Genomic DNA, 16,519 nt, shown 5'->3' on the forward strand with positions numbered 1-16,519 from the left:
TTCTAGCCCTCCTTTTCGCTGTTGTGCTCGACGTGGTTGTGACTGGTGCCGTCCTGGTCAGCGCCTTCATCCGTGCGCGTGACCTTGTTGCCGGCGCGGTCCACCTGGACACGAATACGGCCAACGCGGTGACGCGCCATGCGCTCGACTCGAAAAGCAACTTCAGCGGTGGTAGGCAAGTTCTCCTCATCGAGGTTTTCGTGGTCGGTGGCTTCGACCGTAATCGTGTCGCCGAAGCGAGGCATGCGATCCAAGCGTTCGGTGATAAATCCACCAATAGTGTCGGATTCTTCGCCCTCCGGCAGGACCAGGTTTAGGATCTCTCCCAACTCATCAGGGCGCATGAGACCGGAAACAATCACCGTATTGGGGCTAATCCGGCTGTAGAGCAACGAACGATCGTCCTGTTCATCGTCAATTTCACCGACGATCTCCTCGACGAGATCCTCCAACGTCACAATGCCGTCCGTGCCGCCGTACTCATCGACAACCACTGCGAACTGGTATGCATCCTCACGCAGTTGACGCATCAGCGGATCAAGTGTGGTCGAGTCGTTCACCACGAGTACATCTTTGGCCAGGCTCGCAGCCGACGTCGTCAAGCGTTGTGCGTGTGGCACGCTGAGCAGGTCGGTGTAATGCACCACGCCGCGAATGTCGTCGACGCTGTTGCCGACGACGGGGAAGCGGGCGTGCCCGGAATCTGCGACGACCGTCAGCATCTCTGCGACGCTCTGATTTTCGATAAAGATAATCTGCGTGCGTGGCGTCATCACATCAGCCGCCGTGCGCTCGCCGAACTCAATCGATCGCGCCACCAACTCGGCGGTCTGCGGGTTAATCTTTCCTTCATCGCTAGAGCGCGTGACGACGGCACGGAGTTCCTCCGCGGTCCTGGCACTGGCGACCTCTTCCTCAGGGGAGAAGCCGAGCCGTTTTAGCACCCAATTAGCCGCGCTGTTGAGTAGCCAGACCAGCCAGCCGAATGCGAACATGAAGGCATTTTGTGGTCTGACCACGAGGTTTGCGACTTTAGTGGGCTCGGCGATGGCCCAGTTTTTGGGACGAGTTCGCCAAAGACCATTTGAGTGAAGGTCGCGATAATGAAAGCGCCCGTAGTGCTGATTGCAGTGACGGTGGCGGGAGAGATGCTAGTGCCACCAAAAGCGGCTTCGAGGAGGACGCCGAGGGAAGGACCGGTCAGGAAACCAGCAACAAGGCTGGTGACCGTAATTCCCAGCTGTGCTCCGGAGAGGTTAGTAGAGGTGCGTGATAGAGCACGGTCTACTAAATATGCGGACTTTGAGCCGGCGTTTGCGGCGTTCTTGACATCGTTCCTATTAACCGTGAGGTAGGAAAACTCGACAGCAACGAAAATTGCATTGGCGAAAACGAGGAAAAGAAAGACCGCTAATACGATAAGCGCGGATACAATCACGCGGCATCACCTGGAGTGTTTGCTGCGTTCGCTGAGGATGTTGCGGTTGCTACGGTTATTGCGCTTACTGCGGCTACAGAGAGCCCGTTTACTTTGGTTCGAGGCTCAGGGTCGTCGGACGAGTCAGCTCTATCTGACGTGTCTGACGTATCGGGTCTGTCGGAGCTACTGGATGTGTCTGAGAGTTCAGGCATGCGAGAAATCTTACTAAAAATTCCTTAGACCTGACGGCAATGGCGCATCGGCGGTAATGGGGAGGACGGGATCCTAAGGCCAAAATGTCATAATGTATATTATCGGACAAATATTGAAAGTGGTTGGCCCTGGGGTTTTCCGAATTCCCAGGGCTGCCGCTTTTCCGCCGCCGCCTTTTCCGCCGCCGCGTTCTACCTTGGCGCTTGATCCATGCCGTCGGGTCTATTGCTCATTGTCCTTGGCGTTCGCTGCAAGCTCATCCGCGTTGCGGACGGCAATCTCTTCCCGCAGTCGCTTGTTCTGCCACAGAGTCATGCCAATCAGGAATGCGCCGACAGCCGCGAGCCACCACACGCCCTTGTAGGTCACGAACGCGATGAAGATAATGAGCAGCACCATTCGCACCTTTCGTGCGAGCAACATTGCTTCGTAGGTGTTCATATCGTTGTGGCTCCCAACTAGCCCACCAAAAATGTTTTTGGTGGGGTTTCTGTGGTGTGTGACTAAATGGCTTTATTACGTCACAGTGACGAATCGAGGTATATTTCCGCTGGCTAGAAGCCTCTTTCGGATTAGCTCCGCTGCGATTTTCTTTAGATGGCGGTGCCTGCCAGCCGCGAAACCTACCCGTCCTACGCGTCCTGCTTCTCTGCGACAATGCGTAGATTGAGTTCGCCGTTTTCCTCGATGGATGCAGCTACAAACTGTGGCAGGCGCACGTTGTAATCCAGTCGGTTGATTGGCAGAGTGCCCGACAGCAAAACCAGGTTTTCGGTACGAGCGGCCTTCATCGGCACGGTGACATCATTGGTGACACCGCGGATGGTCAGGCGTCCCGGAATCTCGATATTCGCCCACTGGCCGTTATCTGGAATGTTTGAAATATCGAGCGGCTCTGCAAGCTCAAACTTAGCTTCTGGGTACTGCTCAACGCTGAAAATATTGTTGCGGACATTGATGTCACGACGTTCAATATCGCTAGTCAGAGTTGCCATGTCAACAACAACGGATGCGTCCTCAAGATTGTTGTTAGCAACCTTCAGCTCGCCAGTGACATCGTGGGTGGAACCGGACGTCGTCCGCCTACTGCCTGGCAGCACCTCGTTAAAAGTAAAGCCAACGGAGGTGTTCTGTGAGTTATCGCCACCGACAATCTTCCAGGTGCCATTCGCGTCAGTCGTTGCTGCAGGCAGCTCGTTAGCCTCGAAATCCCCAGTACGCACCCCTTCATGCGTGAAAACGCGATACAAAACTGGTCCCACAATAACAATTGCGAGCGCAACAACTGCAACGGCTATCAAAGTAATAATTGATTTACGGACACCAGAATTCATAGTGCTCATCCTATCCTTTTAATCCGCTATGGGATAAACCGTTCCACCTCACGCGTTTTCATAATCAATTCCTGCGTAATCTCCTGTAGGGCGGAAGTCTCCATGTCGTCGTCAAGCGCGGTGCGCAAGTCTTCGGCGAGACAACGTACTTCGAAGAGCCCGTCCCCTATTCGCTTTACGACGTCATCGCCCGCCGACCTGCTCGTGGCATCGGTGGTCTTCAGCGTGAGATCCGAATTGATTCGTTCGGCAATCGGCCTGGAGGCGCCTTTTGCTACGCCGGTGCGTTTTTCATACGCGCGCTGCCGGCAGGCTTGGCTGCAGAATTTGCGCCGGCGACCGCGGATCGCGACCTCCATTTCGCGGCCACACCACTGGCAATTGGCGATAGTTGTGCTCGGCTTCTGATCTGACACAGAAGTCAATTATGGCATGAATGCTGACTAAGGCGTTATAATGTGTGGTCTAGTATTTCTACCAAAGGGGGCACGTTCCACATGGCAGATCGAGTTCTTCGTGGCAGTCGCATGGGCGCCGTTTCGTATGAGACCGATCGCGATCATGACCTCGCGCCGCGAATGATGGTCCGCTACCGCACTGAATCCGGTGAGATCTTCGAGGTCCCATTCGCGGATGACGCGGAAATTCCAGGTGAATGGCTGTGCAAGAATGGCCAAATTGGTGAGCTGGTTGAAGGCGAAGGCACTGAAGCCAAGCCGGTGAAGCCGCCGAGGACTCACTGGGACATGCTCCGTGAGCGCCGCTCCATCGAGGAGCTCGACGTGCTGCTGGATGAGCGTGTTGACTTGCTGCGCAAGCGTCGTCGTAACGCCGCTCGCCTGCTGAAGGCTCAGAAGGAAGCCGAAGAAGCAGAGAAGAACGCTTAAGGTTTGAGCTGGCTTGCGCTAGTGAGCTTTAGGGCGCTGCAGCTGTGAATTACATGCTGCAAAATGGGTCCGGATAAGGTTTTGCTCCTTATTCGGGCCCGTTTTTTGTTGGTGCCTGGCTGCGGCGGGCCGATCCGAGTTACTGACTGCGTTTATGACAAAAATGGCCTGAAAAATGGCCTGAAACTGTCATAAACTAAGTCAGTTTCACATTTGCAGCCCCCATTCATACAGGCAGCCCGCAGTCATACAGGCAGCCCGTCTCCACACGGGCAGGCCGCAATCTTTGGGGCTGCCCTAGCCCTACTTGCGGAATCGCTGCTTAAACTCGTGACCAGCCAGGCGACCAATCTCCGACCCCAGGTTTTTTACCTGCTGTGAGCGGTGCTTGAATCCCCACTTGGTGACCTGCAGCAGTGACTGCTTCACAAAGCTGCCATCCATCTTGGACTCGCCGTACTCGCGCTCAGTAAAGGTGATCGGAACCTCCTCCACCAAGAAGCCCGCCTGTACAGCCTCAAAAGCGAGCTCGGTCTGGAACAGGTACGCAGCCTTGCCAATGTTGTCGAGATCGAGGGTTTCGAGAACTTCCCGTCGATAAGCACGGTAGCCAGCGGTGATATCCGAGATGCCCGCGCCGAGCGCCAGCGAGATGTAGAGGTTGCCGCCGCGGGAGAGAACCTGACGGCTCATTGGCCAGTTGACGGTCTTGCCGCCCGGAATGTAGCGGGAACCGATGACGACATCGGCACCGTCCTCGAGCTTCTCCAGCAGCAGATGGAACTGCTCTGGTGCGTGGGAGCCGTCGGCATCCATCTCGCAGAGAACCTCGTAGTCGCGCTCGAGACCCCAAGCGAAGCCCGCGCGGTACGCACCCCAGAGACCGCCCTTGCCCTCGCGGTGCAGGACGTAGATGTGCTCTTCGCCGTTGTCCGACTTGTCAGCGGCAGCGATTTCATCGGCGAGCTCACCGGTGCCGTCTGGTGAAGAGTCATCGACAACCAAAATGTCGACGCGAGGCTCCGCTGCGCGCAGGCGTGCAATCACGCCCGGCAGGTTTTCCCGCTCGTTGAAAGTGGGAATGACAACCAGCGTCGACTCATTTAGGGCAGTCACTCGTGATTCTCCTTAGTGCATGTTCTGCTCAGTATCCCGGCCATCAACTTCATCTGCGCCTGCCCTGGCATCTCCGCCACGGCGACGCAGGACGGCACCAACCACACAAAGAATACCGAATGCAGTCAGTAGACCTTCAATCCACGTCCCGAAACGGGCTGCAAAAGTCAGGTGGGCGTACTGAGGCAGAGTTTCAGTGAGTACCTTCTGCTCGAAGATTTTGCTCTGCTTTACGACGTCTCCGTGCGCATCCACAATCGCGCTCACACCGCTGGTTGCGGCGACGGCCGTGGAGCGTTGGAACTCCATGGCTCGCATGCGGCTCATGGCCAGCTGTTGGTAGGTCATGTCGGTGAAACCGAAGGTGGCGTTATTTGTGGGCGTGGCCAGCATGGTTGCGCCGTGGTTGACCGCGTTGCGGAAGGCGCCATCGAAGACCACTTCGTAACAGGTGGCCACGCCTAGATTGACCTTCTTTAAACCATCTGTGCCTGGCGTTGTGACCACGGCATCGCCGTTGCCCGGAGTCATGTCTCCGGCGTGAGCGACCATGTCGGAAAAGTGGCGCAGTAGCTCGCGGAATGGCATGGTTTCGCCGAAGGGCTGGAGATAGATTTTCTCGTGCTGGTCGCCGGGGCCGGTCTGCGGATCCCAGACCACCATGGTGTTTTGCACCCCATCGGTGTAGGTAAAGGTGCCGACCACGATGGGAGCGCCAATATTCATCGCGGCGTTTTCGATAATGCGTGCCGCTTCCCCATCCGTAAACGGGCTGACATCGGAGGAGTTTTCGGGCCAGATGACGATATCCGGTTGCTGTTCCTTACCTTGGTGGACACGTCGTGCCAGCTCATTGGTGGCATCGGCGTGGTTTTGCAGGACTGCGCGGCGCTGGGCATTGAACTCTAAACCGAGGCGAGGAACATTGCCCTGGATAACCGCGACACGGGTGTTGTCAGCGGCCGTAGGCTCAGGCAGTGGTTGGGTCCACGCAGGAAGAACCCAGCCGACGAATAACGCTCCCACCAAAAGCGCAGCGGAGGTTGCATAGGAACGTAGCGTGAGCGCGACCAGTCCCGCACCAACGCAAGCAGCGAGGAAAGTGACCAATGCAGTGCTGCCGATTGCCACTGCTGGGGCCAGCGGGCCGTCGACCTGCCCCCAGGCAACGCGGAGCCAGGGGAAGCCTCCGAAAGGCCAGCGGGCTAGCAGCGCCTCCCCTGCCACGAGCGCAGCGGCCATGCCAGGGAGCTTCAGCGCGAGGGGGAAACTGGATTGGGCAATCAGCCACATCGCAAGCGCCGCCGGAATTGTCAGGAGACCCAGCACAATTGAGAGCGCCACGTAGGGGCCAATGCCGACGAAGGAGCCGATCCACGGCAGTGAGAAAAGTGCCGTCGCTGTTGCCCAGCTGAAGCCCACCACTACGCTGGATTTCCAATCGGCTGCGCAGAAGAAGGCAAAAATGAGCAGGGCGAGGCCGATCCAGGCCGTCCACCACCAGCTCATGGGCGCATAGCTTAAGAACTGCAATCCACCAGCGAGGATTGCAATGAAGGCGAGAACGAGGCGCTGCTTTAGTGGGGTAAGCGCGCGAAAGCGCGCCTGCCAGCGATTCGGATTCTCCGGAATGCCTTTCGAAGCGTCTTTCTGAGCGACGTTCCCGTGCTCGCTGGAGCGCGCTTGGCGGTTAGTGTGCACTTGTATAAGAGAACTCTCTACGTTTGCGAGTTTTTGAGTTAGCGCTTGTCGCTGTCGTCCTGGTCATCATCCCAGGCGTTGTCCGGTGCCGGTGGGACGATTTTATCCTGTGGGAAGGCCTTGCCATCCGCACCCGGGAAACCACCAGAGAATCCAGGGAAACCCGAAAAACCGCCAGCACCAGCGCCAGTTCCTGGAGCACCGGGGTTCATGCCGTACTGAGAGACCACCATCATGCTGCGGTCACTGAAGTTGCGGAGTCCGTTGAGCAGCGCCACCGATCCGCTCTTACGAATCAGCCAGCGAGTCGGCGGTAGCACCATGAGGAAACCAACAACGGTGGTGACGACGCCCGGCAGGGCAATCAGCCAAGAGCCAACCAACAGAATTGCCGAGTCAGCCACAAAGTGTCCCGCGCCCTTTGCCGAGCGCTTGATTGCCTCCTCCGGATGCTTCTGTCCGTACTCAGTAAGAGTACGAGAAGTATCCAGCAGCAACTTCTGGTAGATGCGCTTGAACTCGATGGCGGCGAAAACCAATCCCAGAATGAATAGACCCAGAACCAGCAGGACGGTCCAGCCATAGCCAATCCATTCACCAAGTGCGATAAAGGCCGCAATCTCGGCGATGAGGTAAATAATTGTGAACCACTTGCTCATAGTTCCCCAGTGTAACCGCCACTAGATGAGCAAGTGGTTACGGCTATCGGCCGGTTAGACCACGACTAGCGGTCGCCTACCGGTCGCCTAGCGGTTACCTACCGGTCAGCGCGCTCCTCTAAGTCGCCCTCTGTATCCAGGTAGGTCTGGCGCAGCAAATCCATGCGTTCCTGGTCGGGGTTTTCCCACATACCGCGCTCGGCGGCCTCCATCAGGCGCTCGGAAATATCGTGCAGAGCCCACGGATTCGACTGTTCAAAGAACTCGCGGTTTTCCGGGTTCGCAACGTACTCGTCGGTAAGCGTTTCGTACATCCAGTCATCCATGACCTGCGCCGTCGCGTCGTAACCGAAGAGGTAGTCGACGGTTGCGGCCATTTCGAAGGCGCCCTTGTAGCCGTGGTTACGCATTGCCTGCATCCAGCGTGGGTTGACCACGCGGGCACGGAAGACGCGTCGCGTCTCCTCGTGCAGGGTGCGGGTGCGCACGGCGTCCGGGCGGGTGGAATCGCCCACATAGGCCTCCGGAGCGGAACCCGTCAGTGCGCGGACCGTGGCGATCATGCCGCCGTGGAACTGGAAGTAGTCATCGGAGTCGGCGATATCGTGCTCGCGGGTATCGGCATTCTTCGCGGCAACCTGAATACGGCGGTAGGCCGTCTTCATGTCGTCAGCTGCCTCTTCCCCATCGACACCGCGGCCATAGGCGTAGCCACCCCAGGTCGTGTAGACCTTTGCCAGGTCCGCGTCATCGCGCCAGGAACCGGAATCGATCAGCTGCAGCAGGCCAGCTCCATAGGTGCCCGGCTTGGAACCGAAGATGCGACGCGGGCGCTCCTGCTGGTCGGCCTTCGCATGGGCGCGCACGTAGTTGTCCTCATCGGATTCATCAAGCTTGACGACGAGCTGAAACGCATCATCCAAAAGGTCGATAACATGCGGAAACGCATCACGGAAGAAGCCGGAAATACGGACGGTCACGTCAATGCGCGGGCGGCCCAGCTCCTCCAGCGGAATCGGCTCAAGGCCGACAATACGGCGAGATGCGTCATCCCACACCGGATGCACACCAATCAACGCGAGCACCTCGGCGATGTCATCGCCCGAGGTACGCATGGCGGAAGTGCCCCACACCGACAGACCAACCGACTTGGGGTACTCACCGTGGTCGGCGCGGTAGCGCTCAATCAGGCCATCGGCGAGGTTAACACCGGTTTCCCAAGCCAGGCGCGACGGCACCGCCTTGGGGTCAACCGAGTAGAAGTTGCGGGCAGTCGGCAGCACGTTGACCAGGCCACGCAACGGTGAGCCGGAGGGGCCAGCCGGGACGAATTCGCCATCGAGAGCAGAAAGAATGCGTGGGATCTCCTCGCTGGTAGCAGCCAGGCGCGGGAGAATTTCGTCGCGGGTGAACTGCAGCAGCTCGACGACCTGGTCGAGGCCGTTTGGTGCCGCGATATCGGCAAATTCCTCGGAGCCGAGCACATCAGCCGCGATCTGTGTCACCGGTTGGTCGGGATTCTTCACCACGGCGGTTACCAGCGCCGTAGCCAGTGCATCGATAGAGTCCACAGCGTGGCGTTCATCGGTGCCGTCCTCGGCCAGGCCGAGAGCTTCGCGCAGGCCCGGCAGGGTCTGCTTGCCGCCCCACAGCTGGCGGGCGCGCAACATGGTGGTCACAGTGCCGATTAGAGATTCGTCTTCCGGTGCCTGGCTGAGCACGTGGAGGCCACCGCGGATGGCGACGTCCTTAATCTCGCAGAGCCAGCCGTCGACATGCATGAGCATGTCATCGAAGACCTCCTCGTCCGGGCGCTCGTCCCAGCCGAGGTCGCGGTCCATCTTCGCGGCGGTCAGCAGCGTCCAAATCTCCTGGCGGATGGCCGGCAGCTTGGCCGGATCCATGGCGGAGATGTTCTGGTGCTCGTCGAGAAGCTGTTCCAGACGGGTGATGTCACCGTAGGATTCGGCGCGGGCCATTGGCGGAATGAGGTGGTCGACAAGCGTGGCGTGAGCACGGCGCTTGGCCTGTGTGCCTTCGCCCGGGTCGTTGACCAGGAAGGGGTAGATCATTGGCAGCTCGCCGATGGCAGCATCCGGGCCGCAGGAAGCGGAAAGGCCGACGGTCTTGCCCGGCAGCCACTCCAGGTTGCCGTGCTTGCCCATGTGAACCACGGCATCGGCGCCGAAACCGCCCTCCGCCTGCGGCAGCGACAGGAAGCGGTAGCAGGCCAGGTAATGGTGCGTCGGCGGCAGATCCGGGTCGTGGTAGATACCCACCGGGTTGTCACCGAAACCGCGCGGTGGCTGCACCATGACCACGACATTGCCGAAGGTCAGGCCCGCAATGTAGATGTCCTGGGTATCCGGGTGGACGTACAGGGTGCCCGGCGCGGCACCCCACTTGTCCTGCATGTCGGAGCGAAGTTCTTCCGGCAAGGTAGCGAAGAACTTCTCGTAGGTGGCAGCGGGCAGGCGAAGCTCGGCTGCCTCCATAACCTCTTCGGTCAGCCAGTCCGGGTCCTGGCCGCCGGCCTCGATGATGGCGTGCATGAACGCATCTGGTTCATCGGCACCATCCTCGGCGGTGGCATATCCGGGGATTTTGGTGGTGTCGCCGAGGTTGTATCCGGCGTCGGCAAGCGCGTGCAGCACCTTCAACGTGGATGCTGGTGTGTCCAGACCGACAGCGTTGCCGATGCGGGCGTGCTTGGTCGGGTACGCAGAGAGCATGACGGCGACGCGCTTGTCAGCGTTGTTGATGTGGCGGAGCGCGGCGTAACGGGTGGCGATGCCGGCCAGGCGGTCGCAACGCTCGAGATCCGGGACGTAGGAAATGAGCTCGTCGGAGTCGATTTCCTTAAACGAGAACGCGACCGAGATGATGCGGCCGTCGAATTCGGGGACGGCGACCTGTGTTGCGACGTCCAGCGGCGACAGACCTTCGTCGTTGTCCTCCCATGCCGCCTTGGACGAAGTCAGGGCCAAACCCTGGATGATGGGAATGTTCAGGTCTGCGAGTGCGGCGACATCCCAGCCGTCATCGTCCTGGCCGGCCTGCGCGAGTGCCGGGCGGTTGCCGCCAGCGGCGAGCACCGTGGTGATGAGCGCGTCGCAGGAAGCTAGCTCTGCCAGCAGTTCATCGCTGGCGGTGCGCAGGGACGCGGCGAAGATAGGCTTGGCGACGTAGCCGCGAGCCTCGACCGCGTCAGCAAGCGCCTCAATGTAGTGCGTATTTCCCGCCAGGTGCTGGGCGCGGTAGTAAATAATGCCGACGGTGCCGCGGGAATCTTCCGTGGCCACCTTGGAGTCGCGCTCCAGGAAACCCCAGGCCGGCATGCGAGTGGGCTCTTCAAAGCCAAGTCCGGTCAGAAGCAGTGTGTCCGACAGGAAATTGTGCAGCTGTGCGAGGTTCTTTGCGCCGCCTTCCGCCAGGTAAATGTGCGTTTGCGTGGCGACGTTTGCGGGAACTGTCGAATACTCGGTGAGTTCGGCATCGGGTGCCTGCTCACCGGAGACGAGGACGGTGGGAATACCGGAGTTCACAAAGTAGTCGATGCCGGATTCCCAGGCGCGGCGGCCACCGAGAAGTCGGATGATGACGACATCGGCGCCGTCGGCAAGCGTGGGCAAATCATCGTCGAGCAGACGCGCCGGGTTTGCCCAACGGTAGGACACCTCCGGGTTGGCCTGAGCGGCCGCGCGGGCGGACAGAAGGTCGGTATCCGAGGTCGACAGCAGCAGAATCACGGTGTAGTCATTCACTTCCTGGGGAGCAACGCGTCCCCGGTCGGCGGGAGTCTGCCTTCTAACCGATGACGAGGTCTGACTGTGACAGTGGCGCGACCGTGCGGATTTTCACCGAGCTTCTCGTCAGCGGCATGGCAGTGGATTTCTCCATCACTCTACTGCAGGGGCTATTGCTAGAGTTCCAGCGACTGCTCCGCCGGCTGATCTGGGAAGTGGGACCAGAGGAAGTCGGTGGCATTAGTCAGTTCCGCGAGCATCGGAACGATATGGTTAATGCCCGTCTTCGGTAGCACCGGTGAAGTCGTGTTTTCGACGTACTCCAGGTCGGTGAAGCCGAGATTCAGCCAGGAATCGCGCAGCTTGCGAACCTGGTTGATGGGGATGATGTCATCATGCTCACCCGAGTAGAGGTACACCGGCGCATTTGGGACGAAGTTGCCGACGCGCTGGCGTGCGAGTTCCTTCTGTACCGGCTCGTAGCGCTTAATCATCTCGCTGAGTGACTCACCGCTAGTCGTGTACTGGTCAGTGGTTTCAAACGAGTGATGGAAACCCAAGCCACCCGCGCAGTAGTTGCCCACGTTGTCCAGCAGTTCTTTGCCTTCGGGGCTGATTTCTTCCTTGAGGACTCGGCGCAGCTCCGGATCCTTATCCAGGACAGAATTGATTGCCAGTGCAATCGCGGCGGTCAGCGTAGTGCCATCAATCTGGTCGAGGACGTTTGCGAGATCGGACGGCGGGCCGCCGGCGGCAGATGCGGCGACGTTGAGCTCTGGAGCGTAGACACCTGCACGCTCAGCGGCTGCAGCGGCTGCGGAGCCACCCTGGGAGTAGCCATAAATTCCCACGGGCGCATTTTTGTCCACGCCGAGCTCGTGTGAGGCAGACACGGCATCAAACAGTGACTGTGCCGAGGCGATGTTGTCGACGTAGTCCTGGTTACCCTGGGAATTGCGGTGGTGGTCGATCATCACCACAGTCGCGCCTCGCTTCAAGTTCGCGACCATCGGGATCGTCTCGTATGGAGCAATAATGTCCAACGGACCGAACTCAATCTTTAGGCCGGTCTGCGAGGATACCGAGGGGTCGCACTTTTCCGCGCCACCCTGCGTGCCCGGCGCGATTGCGACGACCGGACGCGGACCGCTGCCCTTCCACTCCGTCTTCGGCGTCACCACAAGGGCTGTGTCCACACTGGGATTTCCGAGGGAATCCGTGGAGTTGTAGTGAATACGCTTGGCATCCACATTCCACAGCTTGTCGTTCACCATCATCTCGGCATCCTCACTGCTGACCAGCATGCCGGCATTTGCCGTGCGCGACGGGGTCAGCGGCAGAGAATTCAGCGGAGAGGCTGCGGCCACGCGAGCCTGTTCCGGGGTCAGCTGCCTGCCTGCGCCCTCGCTACCAGACTCCTCATCGTCTTTCTCGATGCCGAGTAGCCTCTCCATATTCGGGTTCGGTACATGGCCGAAACCAGGCAGTTCGCGGTTTGCGCTTGACGACGACACCTTATCCGCCAGCCCACTATCCGATAGGCCCGGGATGTTTAGTGGCTGTGCGTTTGCAGGTGTAGCCAGGCCGATGGTCATAAGACCTGCTAGCGCTACCCCGATTCCCGTTCGGATTGTGCGACGGTTTCGTCGTGAAGCAGAGCGTGTCTGTGTCGAGGCACGGCCGGTGCCGACGGTGTCGTGTGCCTCGTGCGTGAGTGCTTCAGCGTCGTGATGTGGCATGAAATCTCCTGAATAACCCCAGATTGAAAACCCAATGAAAACTTCCCTTAATTCAGAGGAAGTTAGGTTATGAAAACAATAAGGTTTTAAAAAGGTAGATCGGTGGATTTTCAGTGAAGAATTTGTATGTTTTTGCGGAGGGGTATGAAAACTCCACTTCAGGATGGTTTCGTTGGGCTGGAAAGGGGCTGGATAATGTGCCCCTGTTTTCGGGGGCTCAGCTCTGTGTGTGTTTGCGTATTCTTGAGAGTATGACTGCATCTGATCAAGGAACCCGCACTCGTCAGGACGGTTGCCCCGGCAGCCGCAAGGTTCATATCGCAGCTGATGGCGCAATTGGTCGTCTGCGCTTCCCCGGAGGCTTTCTCCCCGCGCCGGGCTTCGCCGTACTCGCCGATTTGGCCGAGAATTTCGGCGACGGTGATATTCACTTCACCTCCCGCGGCAATGTTCAGATCCGTGGCATCACCAACACCGGCGCATTCGCCGATGCCGCGGAAGAAGAGAAGCTGGTTCCCTCCACCAGCCACGACCGCGTACGCAACGTTCTTCAGTCGCCGCTGTCCGGTCGCGTCGGCGGTAAAGCTGATGTGCGCGACCTGGTTCAAGAGTTCGACAAGGCCCTCATCGCGGAGCCGTCGCTGGCAACACTGCCAGGTCGCACACTCATGGCTTTCGACGATGGCCGCGGTGACGTGCTCGGTGAGCGCCCCGACTTCGGTGTTGTCGCCCACGATGAGAACACGTTCGAACTCATCATTGGTGGCGCGACCTCGGGGCTTGTCGTCTCGCGTGACGACGTCGTGGAGGCTCTCATCACCACAGCGAAGGTGTGGAATGACAGCCGTGGTTCAGCCTGGCGCATCGCCGAAGCCAATGCGGCCGAGCGCGTTGCTGATGCCGTAGTCGAGGAATTGGGCGCGCGAGTTCGTCGCCAGGAGCCGACTCCGGCTGAGAGCTTCGATGCCACCGCCGGGCTGTCCCGCCAGATCGGTTGGATTGACCAGCCGGATGGCCTGGTTAGCCTGGCCGCTGGCCTGCGCTTTGGTGTCCTCCCGGCGCGTCTGGCCCGAGCGATCTCGCACACTCAGGTGCCGGTGCATATCACTCCGTGGTACTCGCTGATCCTGCATGATTTGGAAGAGGAAGTTGCCGAACAGGTCGTCAAGGTATTGGCGCCCAATGGTCTGATCTTCGATCGGAAGTCCACCTGGCTGCGCGTCAGCGCCTGCACCGGACGCCCCGGCTGCAAAAAGTCTCTGGCTGACACCCGCGGCGATGCTTCTCACGCAATTGCCGATGGCCGACTGCCCGAGGGGCGCGTGCACTTCTCCGGTTGTGAGCGTCGCTGCGGCAAGCCCAAGGGCGGTTACTTCGACTATCTCGCCACCGGGGACGGAGAATACGAAGTCACTGCTGTGGACTAGGCTTTAAGCCTATGAAGCGCTTTGAGTACAACACCGACGGTGCGGATATTTACCGTAACTCGTTTGCCATCATTCGCGAAGAAAGCGATCTTTCCCGCTTCGATGCCGATGAGGAAACCGTCGCTGTCAGAATGATTCACGCAGCAGGTCAGACCGACCTGGCCAAGGACATCGTCTTTTCCACGGGAGCTGTGCGCGCAGCTCGCCAGGCTCTCGAGGAAGGCGCTCCTATCTTCACCGATGTCAACATGATCGCCTCGGGTATTACCCGCAAGCGCTTACCTGCTGACAACGAGGTCATCTGCCTGCTGCGTGATGAGCGCGTCCCCAAGCTGGCTCAAGAACTCGGCACCACGCGCACTGCTGCCGCCGTGGAGCTGTGGAAGCCACGCCTAGAGGGCGCGGTTGTCGCCATCGGCAACGCTCCCACCGCCCTCTTCCACCTGCTCAACCGCATTAATGAGGGCTCCTTCCCCATGCCCGCTGCCATTTTGGCCATGCCAGTGGGCTTCGTCGGTGCCGCGGAATCAAAGCAGGCCACTATCGACTCCGGTGCCGAAAACCCAGAGCTGAAGTACATCACCGTCACCGGCCGTCGCGGTGGCTCGGCTATCACCTGTGCTGCCCTCAATGCCATTGCGACCGCAAAGGAGATCATCTAAACCATGTCCGGCTCCTACAGTGCTCAGCCTGGTCATCTCTACGGCGTCGGACTCGGTCCCGGCGACGCAGGTCTCATTACACTCCGCGGTGCCGACATCATCCGCACAGCCGATGTCATCGCCTACCATGCAGGAACTCACGGACGTTCCACGGCGCGCTCAATCGCCGCCGAACTGATTGACGCGCGTGACGACGCTGCCGTGGAAGAGCAATTGCAATACCCGGTGACCACCGGGCGCCCAGTCGACTACCGCGAGCAGCTCGCCGGTTTCTATGCAGAGGCCACTGCTCGCCTGCACAAGCACTTGGCCGAGGGACGAAGTGTTGCAGTTCTTTCGCTCGGTGACCCGATGCTCTATAGCTCGTACCAGCATCTGCATCACGCCCTCAGCGAGGACTTTCCCACTGAGATTGTCCCTGGAGTGGCCAGCATTACTGCGGCGGCAGCAGAGATTGGTCAGCCGCTCGGCGAGGCTACCGAAATCGTCAGCGTTGTTCCCGCCACCGCTGATTCCGAGCGCATCGCTGCGGTTCTTGACGCCTCAGACTGTGTAGTCATTATGAAGCTGGGGAAAAACGTTGAGAAGGTTCGTACAGCGTTGCAGTCCGCAGGCATGCTCGAGCGCGCCTACGTTGTCGAGCGAGCAACCATGAATGAGCACACCAGCTACCCGCTGGCCGATGCAGACCCGGAGAAAGTTCCGTACTTCGCAGTAGCCGTCGTGCCTTCCGCTGTCTACGGAACTGAACGGAGTGTTTCTGGGGCGCCTGAGCCAGCTAATGATGCGGCGAGCGATACAGTCACCGATACGGCGACTGAGTCGGCTGCCCCAGCAGTTGGTGAAGTCGTCGTTGTCGGCCTAGGCCCGGGTGCGGAGCGCTGGACCACCCCAGAAGTCACCGAGGAACTGGCCCGAGCCACGGATCTGGTGGGCTACTCCACCTACATCAACCGGGTTCCTGAGCGCGCCGGGCAACGCCGCCACCTCTCAGACAACCGCGTAGAGGCAGAGCGAGCCACTATGGCGCTGGATATCGCCAAGCGTGGAGGTCGAGTTGCGGTGGTCAGTTCCGGTGACCCGGGGGTCTTCGCTATGGCGGCCGCAGTGCTGGAAGTCGCTGATGACGATATGTGGCGAGACATTCCAGTTCGAGTCGTGCCAGGCATGACTGCGGCTCAGGCTGTCGCAAGTCGAGTGGGCGCTCCCCTTGGCCATGACTTTGCGATGCTCAGTCTCTCCGACAGGTTGAAGCCCTGGGAGGTCGTCGTTAAGCGAGTGCGTGCCGTAGCCGGAGCAGACATGGCATTTGCTGTCTACAACCCGGCATCCAAGTCGCGGAGATGGCAGATTCGAGAGCTACGCGCATTGGCCATGGAGTACCGCGAACCGACAACGCCTGTGATTGTGGCACGGGCAGTTGGCTCGGAGCAGGAAAACGTTACCGTGACCACGTTGGCGGAGTTCGATCCGGATGTCGTCGATATGCGAACCATGGTGATTATCGGTTCGTCGTCGACCAAGGCGTATCGTGCCGGCAAGACCACTCGGGTCTACACCGCACGTCACTACGGTGAGGGCGGCACCAGCGGAACTGGCGAGTTGCTGCGTTAGC

General features: G+C 59.4%; 13 protein-coding genes and 1 pseudogene. 4 read left to right on the forward strand and 10 right to left on the reverse strand.

What is annotated here, in order from left to right; genetic code table 11:
* Window positions 1-2: 2 nt before the first annotated feature.
* The 5 genes and pseudogenes from ADB08_RS02430 to ADB08_RS02445 all read right to left on the reverse strand — a co-directional run bounded on the left by ADB08_RS02430 (window position 3) and on the right by ADB08_RS02445 (window position 3,383).
* The gene (locus ADB08_RS02430) at window positions 3-773 is read right to left on the reverse strand and encodes a hemolysin family protein (RefSeq protein WP_255462070.1); all 771 of its coding nucleotides are present in this window, start codon (window positions 771-773) and stop codon (window positions 3-5) included.
* A gap of 117 nt (window positions 774-890) precedes the next feature.
* Window positions 891-1,438 (reverse strand): annotated as a pseudogene (locus tag ADB08_RS11730) (CNNM domain-containing protein); the annotation flags it as partial.
* Window positions 1,439-1,855: 417 nt separating this feature from the next.
* On the reverse strand, window positions 1,856-2,074 hold the full coding sequence (locus ADB08_RS02435; RefSeq protein WP_049170512.1) for a hypothetical protein: 219 nt from the start codon (window positions 2,072-2,074) through the stop codon (window positions 1,856-1,858).
* Window positions 2,075-2,265: 191 nt separating this feature from the next.
* Complete coding sequence (locus tag ADB08_RS02440; protein ID WP_049170513.1) at window positions 2,266-2,976, reverse strand: YceI family protein; 711 nt, start codon at window positions 2,974-2,976, stop codon at window positions 2,266-2,268.
* Between the two features lie 17 nt (window positions 2,977-2,993).
* Window positions 2,994-3,383: a hypothetical protein gene (locus ADB08_RS02445; RefSeq protein ID WP_152682201.1), complete on the reverse strand. Its 390-nt coding sequence runs from the start codon at window positions 3,381-3,383 to the stop codon at window positions 2,994-2,996.
* An 81-nt stretch (window positions 3,384-3,464) separates the two neighbouring features.
* Between ADB08_RS02445 and ADB08_RS02450 the strand changes: the two genes are divergently transcribed.
* Complete coding sequence (locus ADB08_RS02450) at window positions 3,465-3,854, forward strand: RNA polymerase-binding protein RbpA (RefSeq protein WP_005511311.1); 390 nt, start codon at window positions 3,465-3,467, stop codon at window positions 3,852-3,854.
* Window positions 3,855-4,157: 303 nt separating this feature from the next.
* On the opposite strand, the gene ADB08_RS02455 is transcribed toward ADB08_RS02450, so the two are convergent.
* The 5 genes from ADB08_RS02455 to ADB08_RS02475 form a co-directional block, all read right to left on the reverse strand.
* Complete coding sequence (locus ADB08_RS02455) at window positions 4,158-4,970, reverse strand: polyprenol monophosphomannose synthase (protein ID WP_049170520.1); 813 nt, start codon at window positions 4,968-4,970, stop codon at window positions 4,158-4,160.
* Between the two features lie 12 nt (window positions 4,971-4,982).
* Entirely contained in the window at window positions 4,983-6,671 is a 1,689-nt protein-coding gene (gene lnt / locus ADB08_RS02460) for an apolipoprotein N-acyltransferase (RefSeq protein ID WP_049170522.1), read from the reverse strand.
* Between the two features lie 38 nt (window positions 6,672-6,709).
* Entirely contained in the window at window positions 6,710-7,330 is a 621-nt protein-coding gene (locus ADB08_RS02465; protein WP_016422814.1) for an FxsA family protein, read from the reverse strand.
* A gap of 98 nt (window positions 7,331-7,428) precedes the next feature.
* Window positions 7,429-11,079, reverse strand: coding sequence for a cobaltochelatase subunit CobN (gene cobN / locus ADB08_RS02470; protein ID WP_049170639.1), 3,651 nt, complete (start codon window positions 11,077-11,079; stop codon window positions 7,429-7,431).
* 173 nt (window positions 11,080-11,252) lie between these two features.
* Window positions 11,253-12,815 carry a lipase family protein gene (locus tag ADB08_RS02475; RefSeq protein ID WP_049170527.1) on the reverse strand — a complete coding sequence of 521 codons (1,563 nt, stop codon included), beginning with the start codon at window positions 12,813-12,815 and terminating at the stop codon, window positions 11,253-11,255.
* 251 nt (window positions 12,816-13,066) lie between these two features.
* Between ADB08_RS02475 and cobG the strand changes: the two genes are divergently transcribed.
* Genes cobG through cobJ form a run of 3 tightly spaced genes read left to right on the forward strand, consistent with a single transcriptional unit; the run spans window position 13,067 to window position 16,518 of the window.
* Window positions 13,067-14,242 (forward strand): precorrin-3B synthase, encoded by a 1,176-nt coding sequence (gene cobG / locus ADB08_RS02480; protein WP_065419943.1) that lies wholly within the window; start codon window positions 13,067-13,069, stop codon window positions 14,240-14,242.
* Window positions 14,243-14,253: 11 nt separating this feature from the next.
* Window positions 14,254-14,904 (forward strand): precorrin-8X methylmutase, encoded by a 651-nt coding sequence (locus ADB08_RS02485; RefSeq protein WP_048734062.1) that lies wholly within the window; start codon window positions 14,254-14,256, stop codon window positions 14,902-14,904.
* Between the two features lie 3 nt (window positions 14,905-14,907).
* Entirely contained in the window at window positions 14,908-16,518 is a 1,611-nt protein-coding gene (gene cobJ / locus ADB08_RS02490) for a precorrin-3B C(17)-methyltransferase (protein WP_048734064.1), read from the forward strand.
* Window position 16,519: the final 1 nt, after the last annotated feature.

Source organism: Corynebacterium sp. 239_CJEI, from assembly GCF_001055995.1.
Classification (GTDB): domain Bacteria; phylum Actinomycetota; class Actinomycetes; order Mycobacteriales; family Mycobacteriaceae; genus Corynebacterium; species Corynebacterium jeikeium_D.

Bases quoted from the DNA above. Each gene is read 5' to 3' on its own strand.
- ADB08_RS02430 (WP_255462070.1), bottom strand. From the start codon at position 773: ATGACGCCACGCACGCAGATTATCTTTATCGAAAATCAGAGCGTCGCA.
- ADB08_RS02435 (WP_049170512.1), bottom strand. From the start codon at position 2,074: ATGAACACCTACGAAGCAATGTTGCTCGCACGAAAGGTGCGAATGGTG.
- ADB08_RS02440 (WP_049170513.1), bottom strand. From the start codon at position 2,976: ATGAGCACTATGAATTCTGGTGTCCGTAAATCAATTATTACTTTGATA.
- ADB08_RS02450 (WP_005511311.1), top strand. From the start codon at position 3,465: ATGGCAGATCGAGTTCTTCGTGGCAGTCGCATGGGCGCCGTTTCGTAT.
- ADB08_RS02465 (WP_016422814.1), bottom strand. From the start codon at position 7,330: ATGAGCAAGTGGTTCACAATTATTTACCTCATCGCCGAGATTGCGGCC.
- ADB08_RS02475 (WP_049170527.1), bottom strand. From the start codon at position 12,815: ATGCCACATCACGACGCTGAAGCACTCACGCACGAGGCACACGACACC.
- cobG (WP_065419943.1), top strand. From the start codon at position 13,067: ATGACTGCATCTGATCAAGGAACCCGCACTCGTCAGGACGGTTGCCCC.
- ADB08_RS02485 (WP_048734062.1), top strand. From the start codon at position 14,254: ATGAAGCGCTTTGAGTACAACACCGACGGTGCGGATATTTACCGTAAC.
- cobJ (WP_048734064.1), top strand. From the start codon at position 14,908: ATGTCCGGCTCCTACAGTGCTCAGCCTGGTCATCTCTACGGCGTCGGA.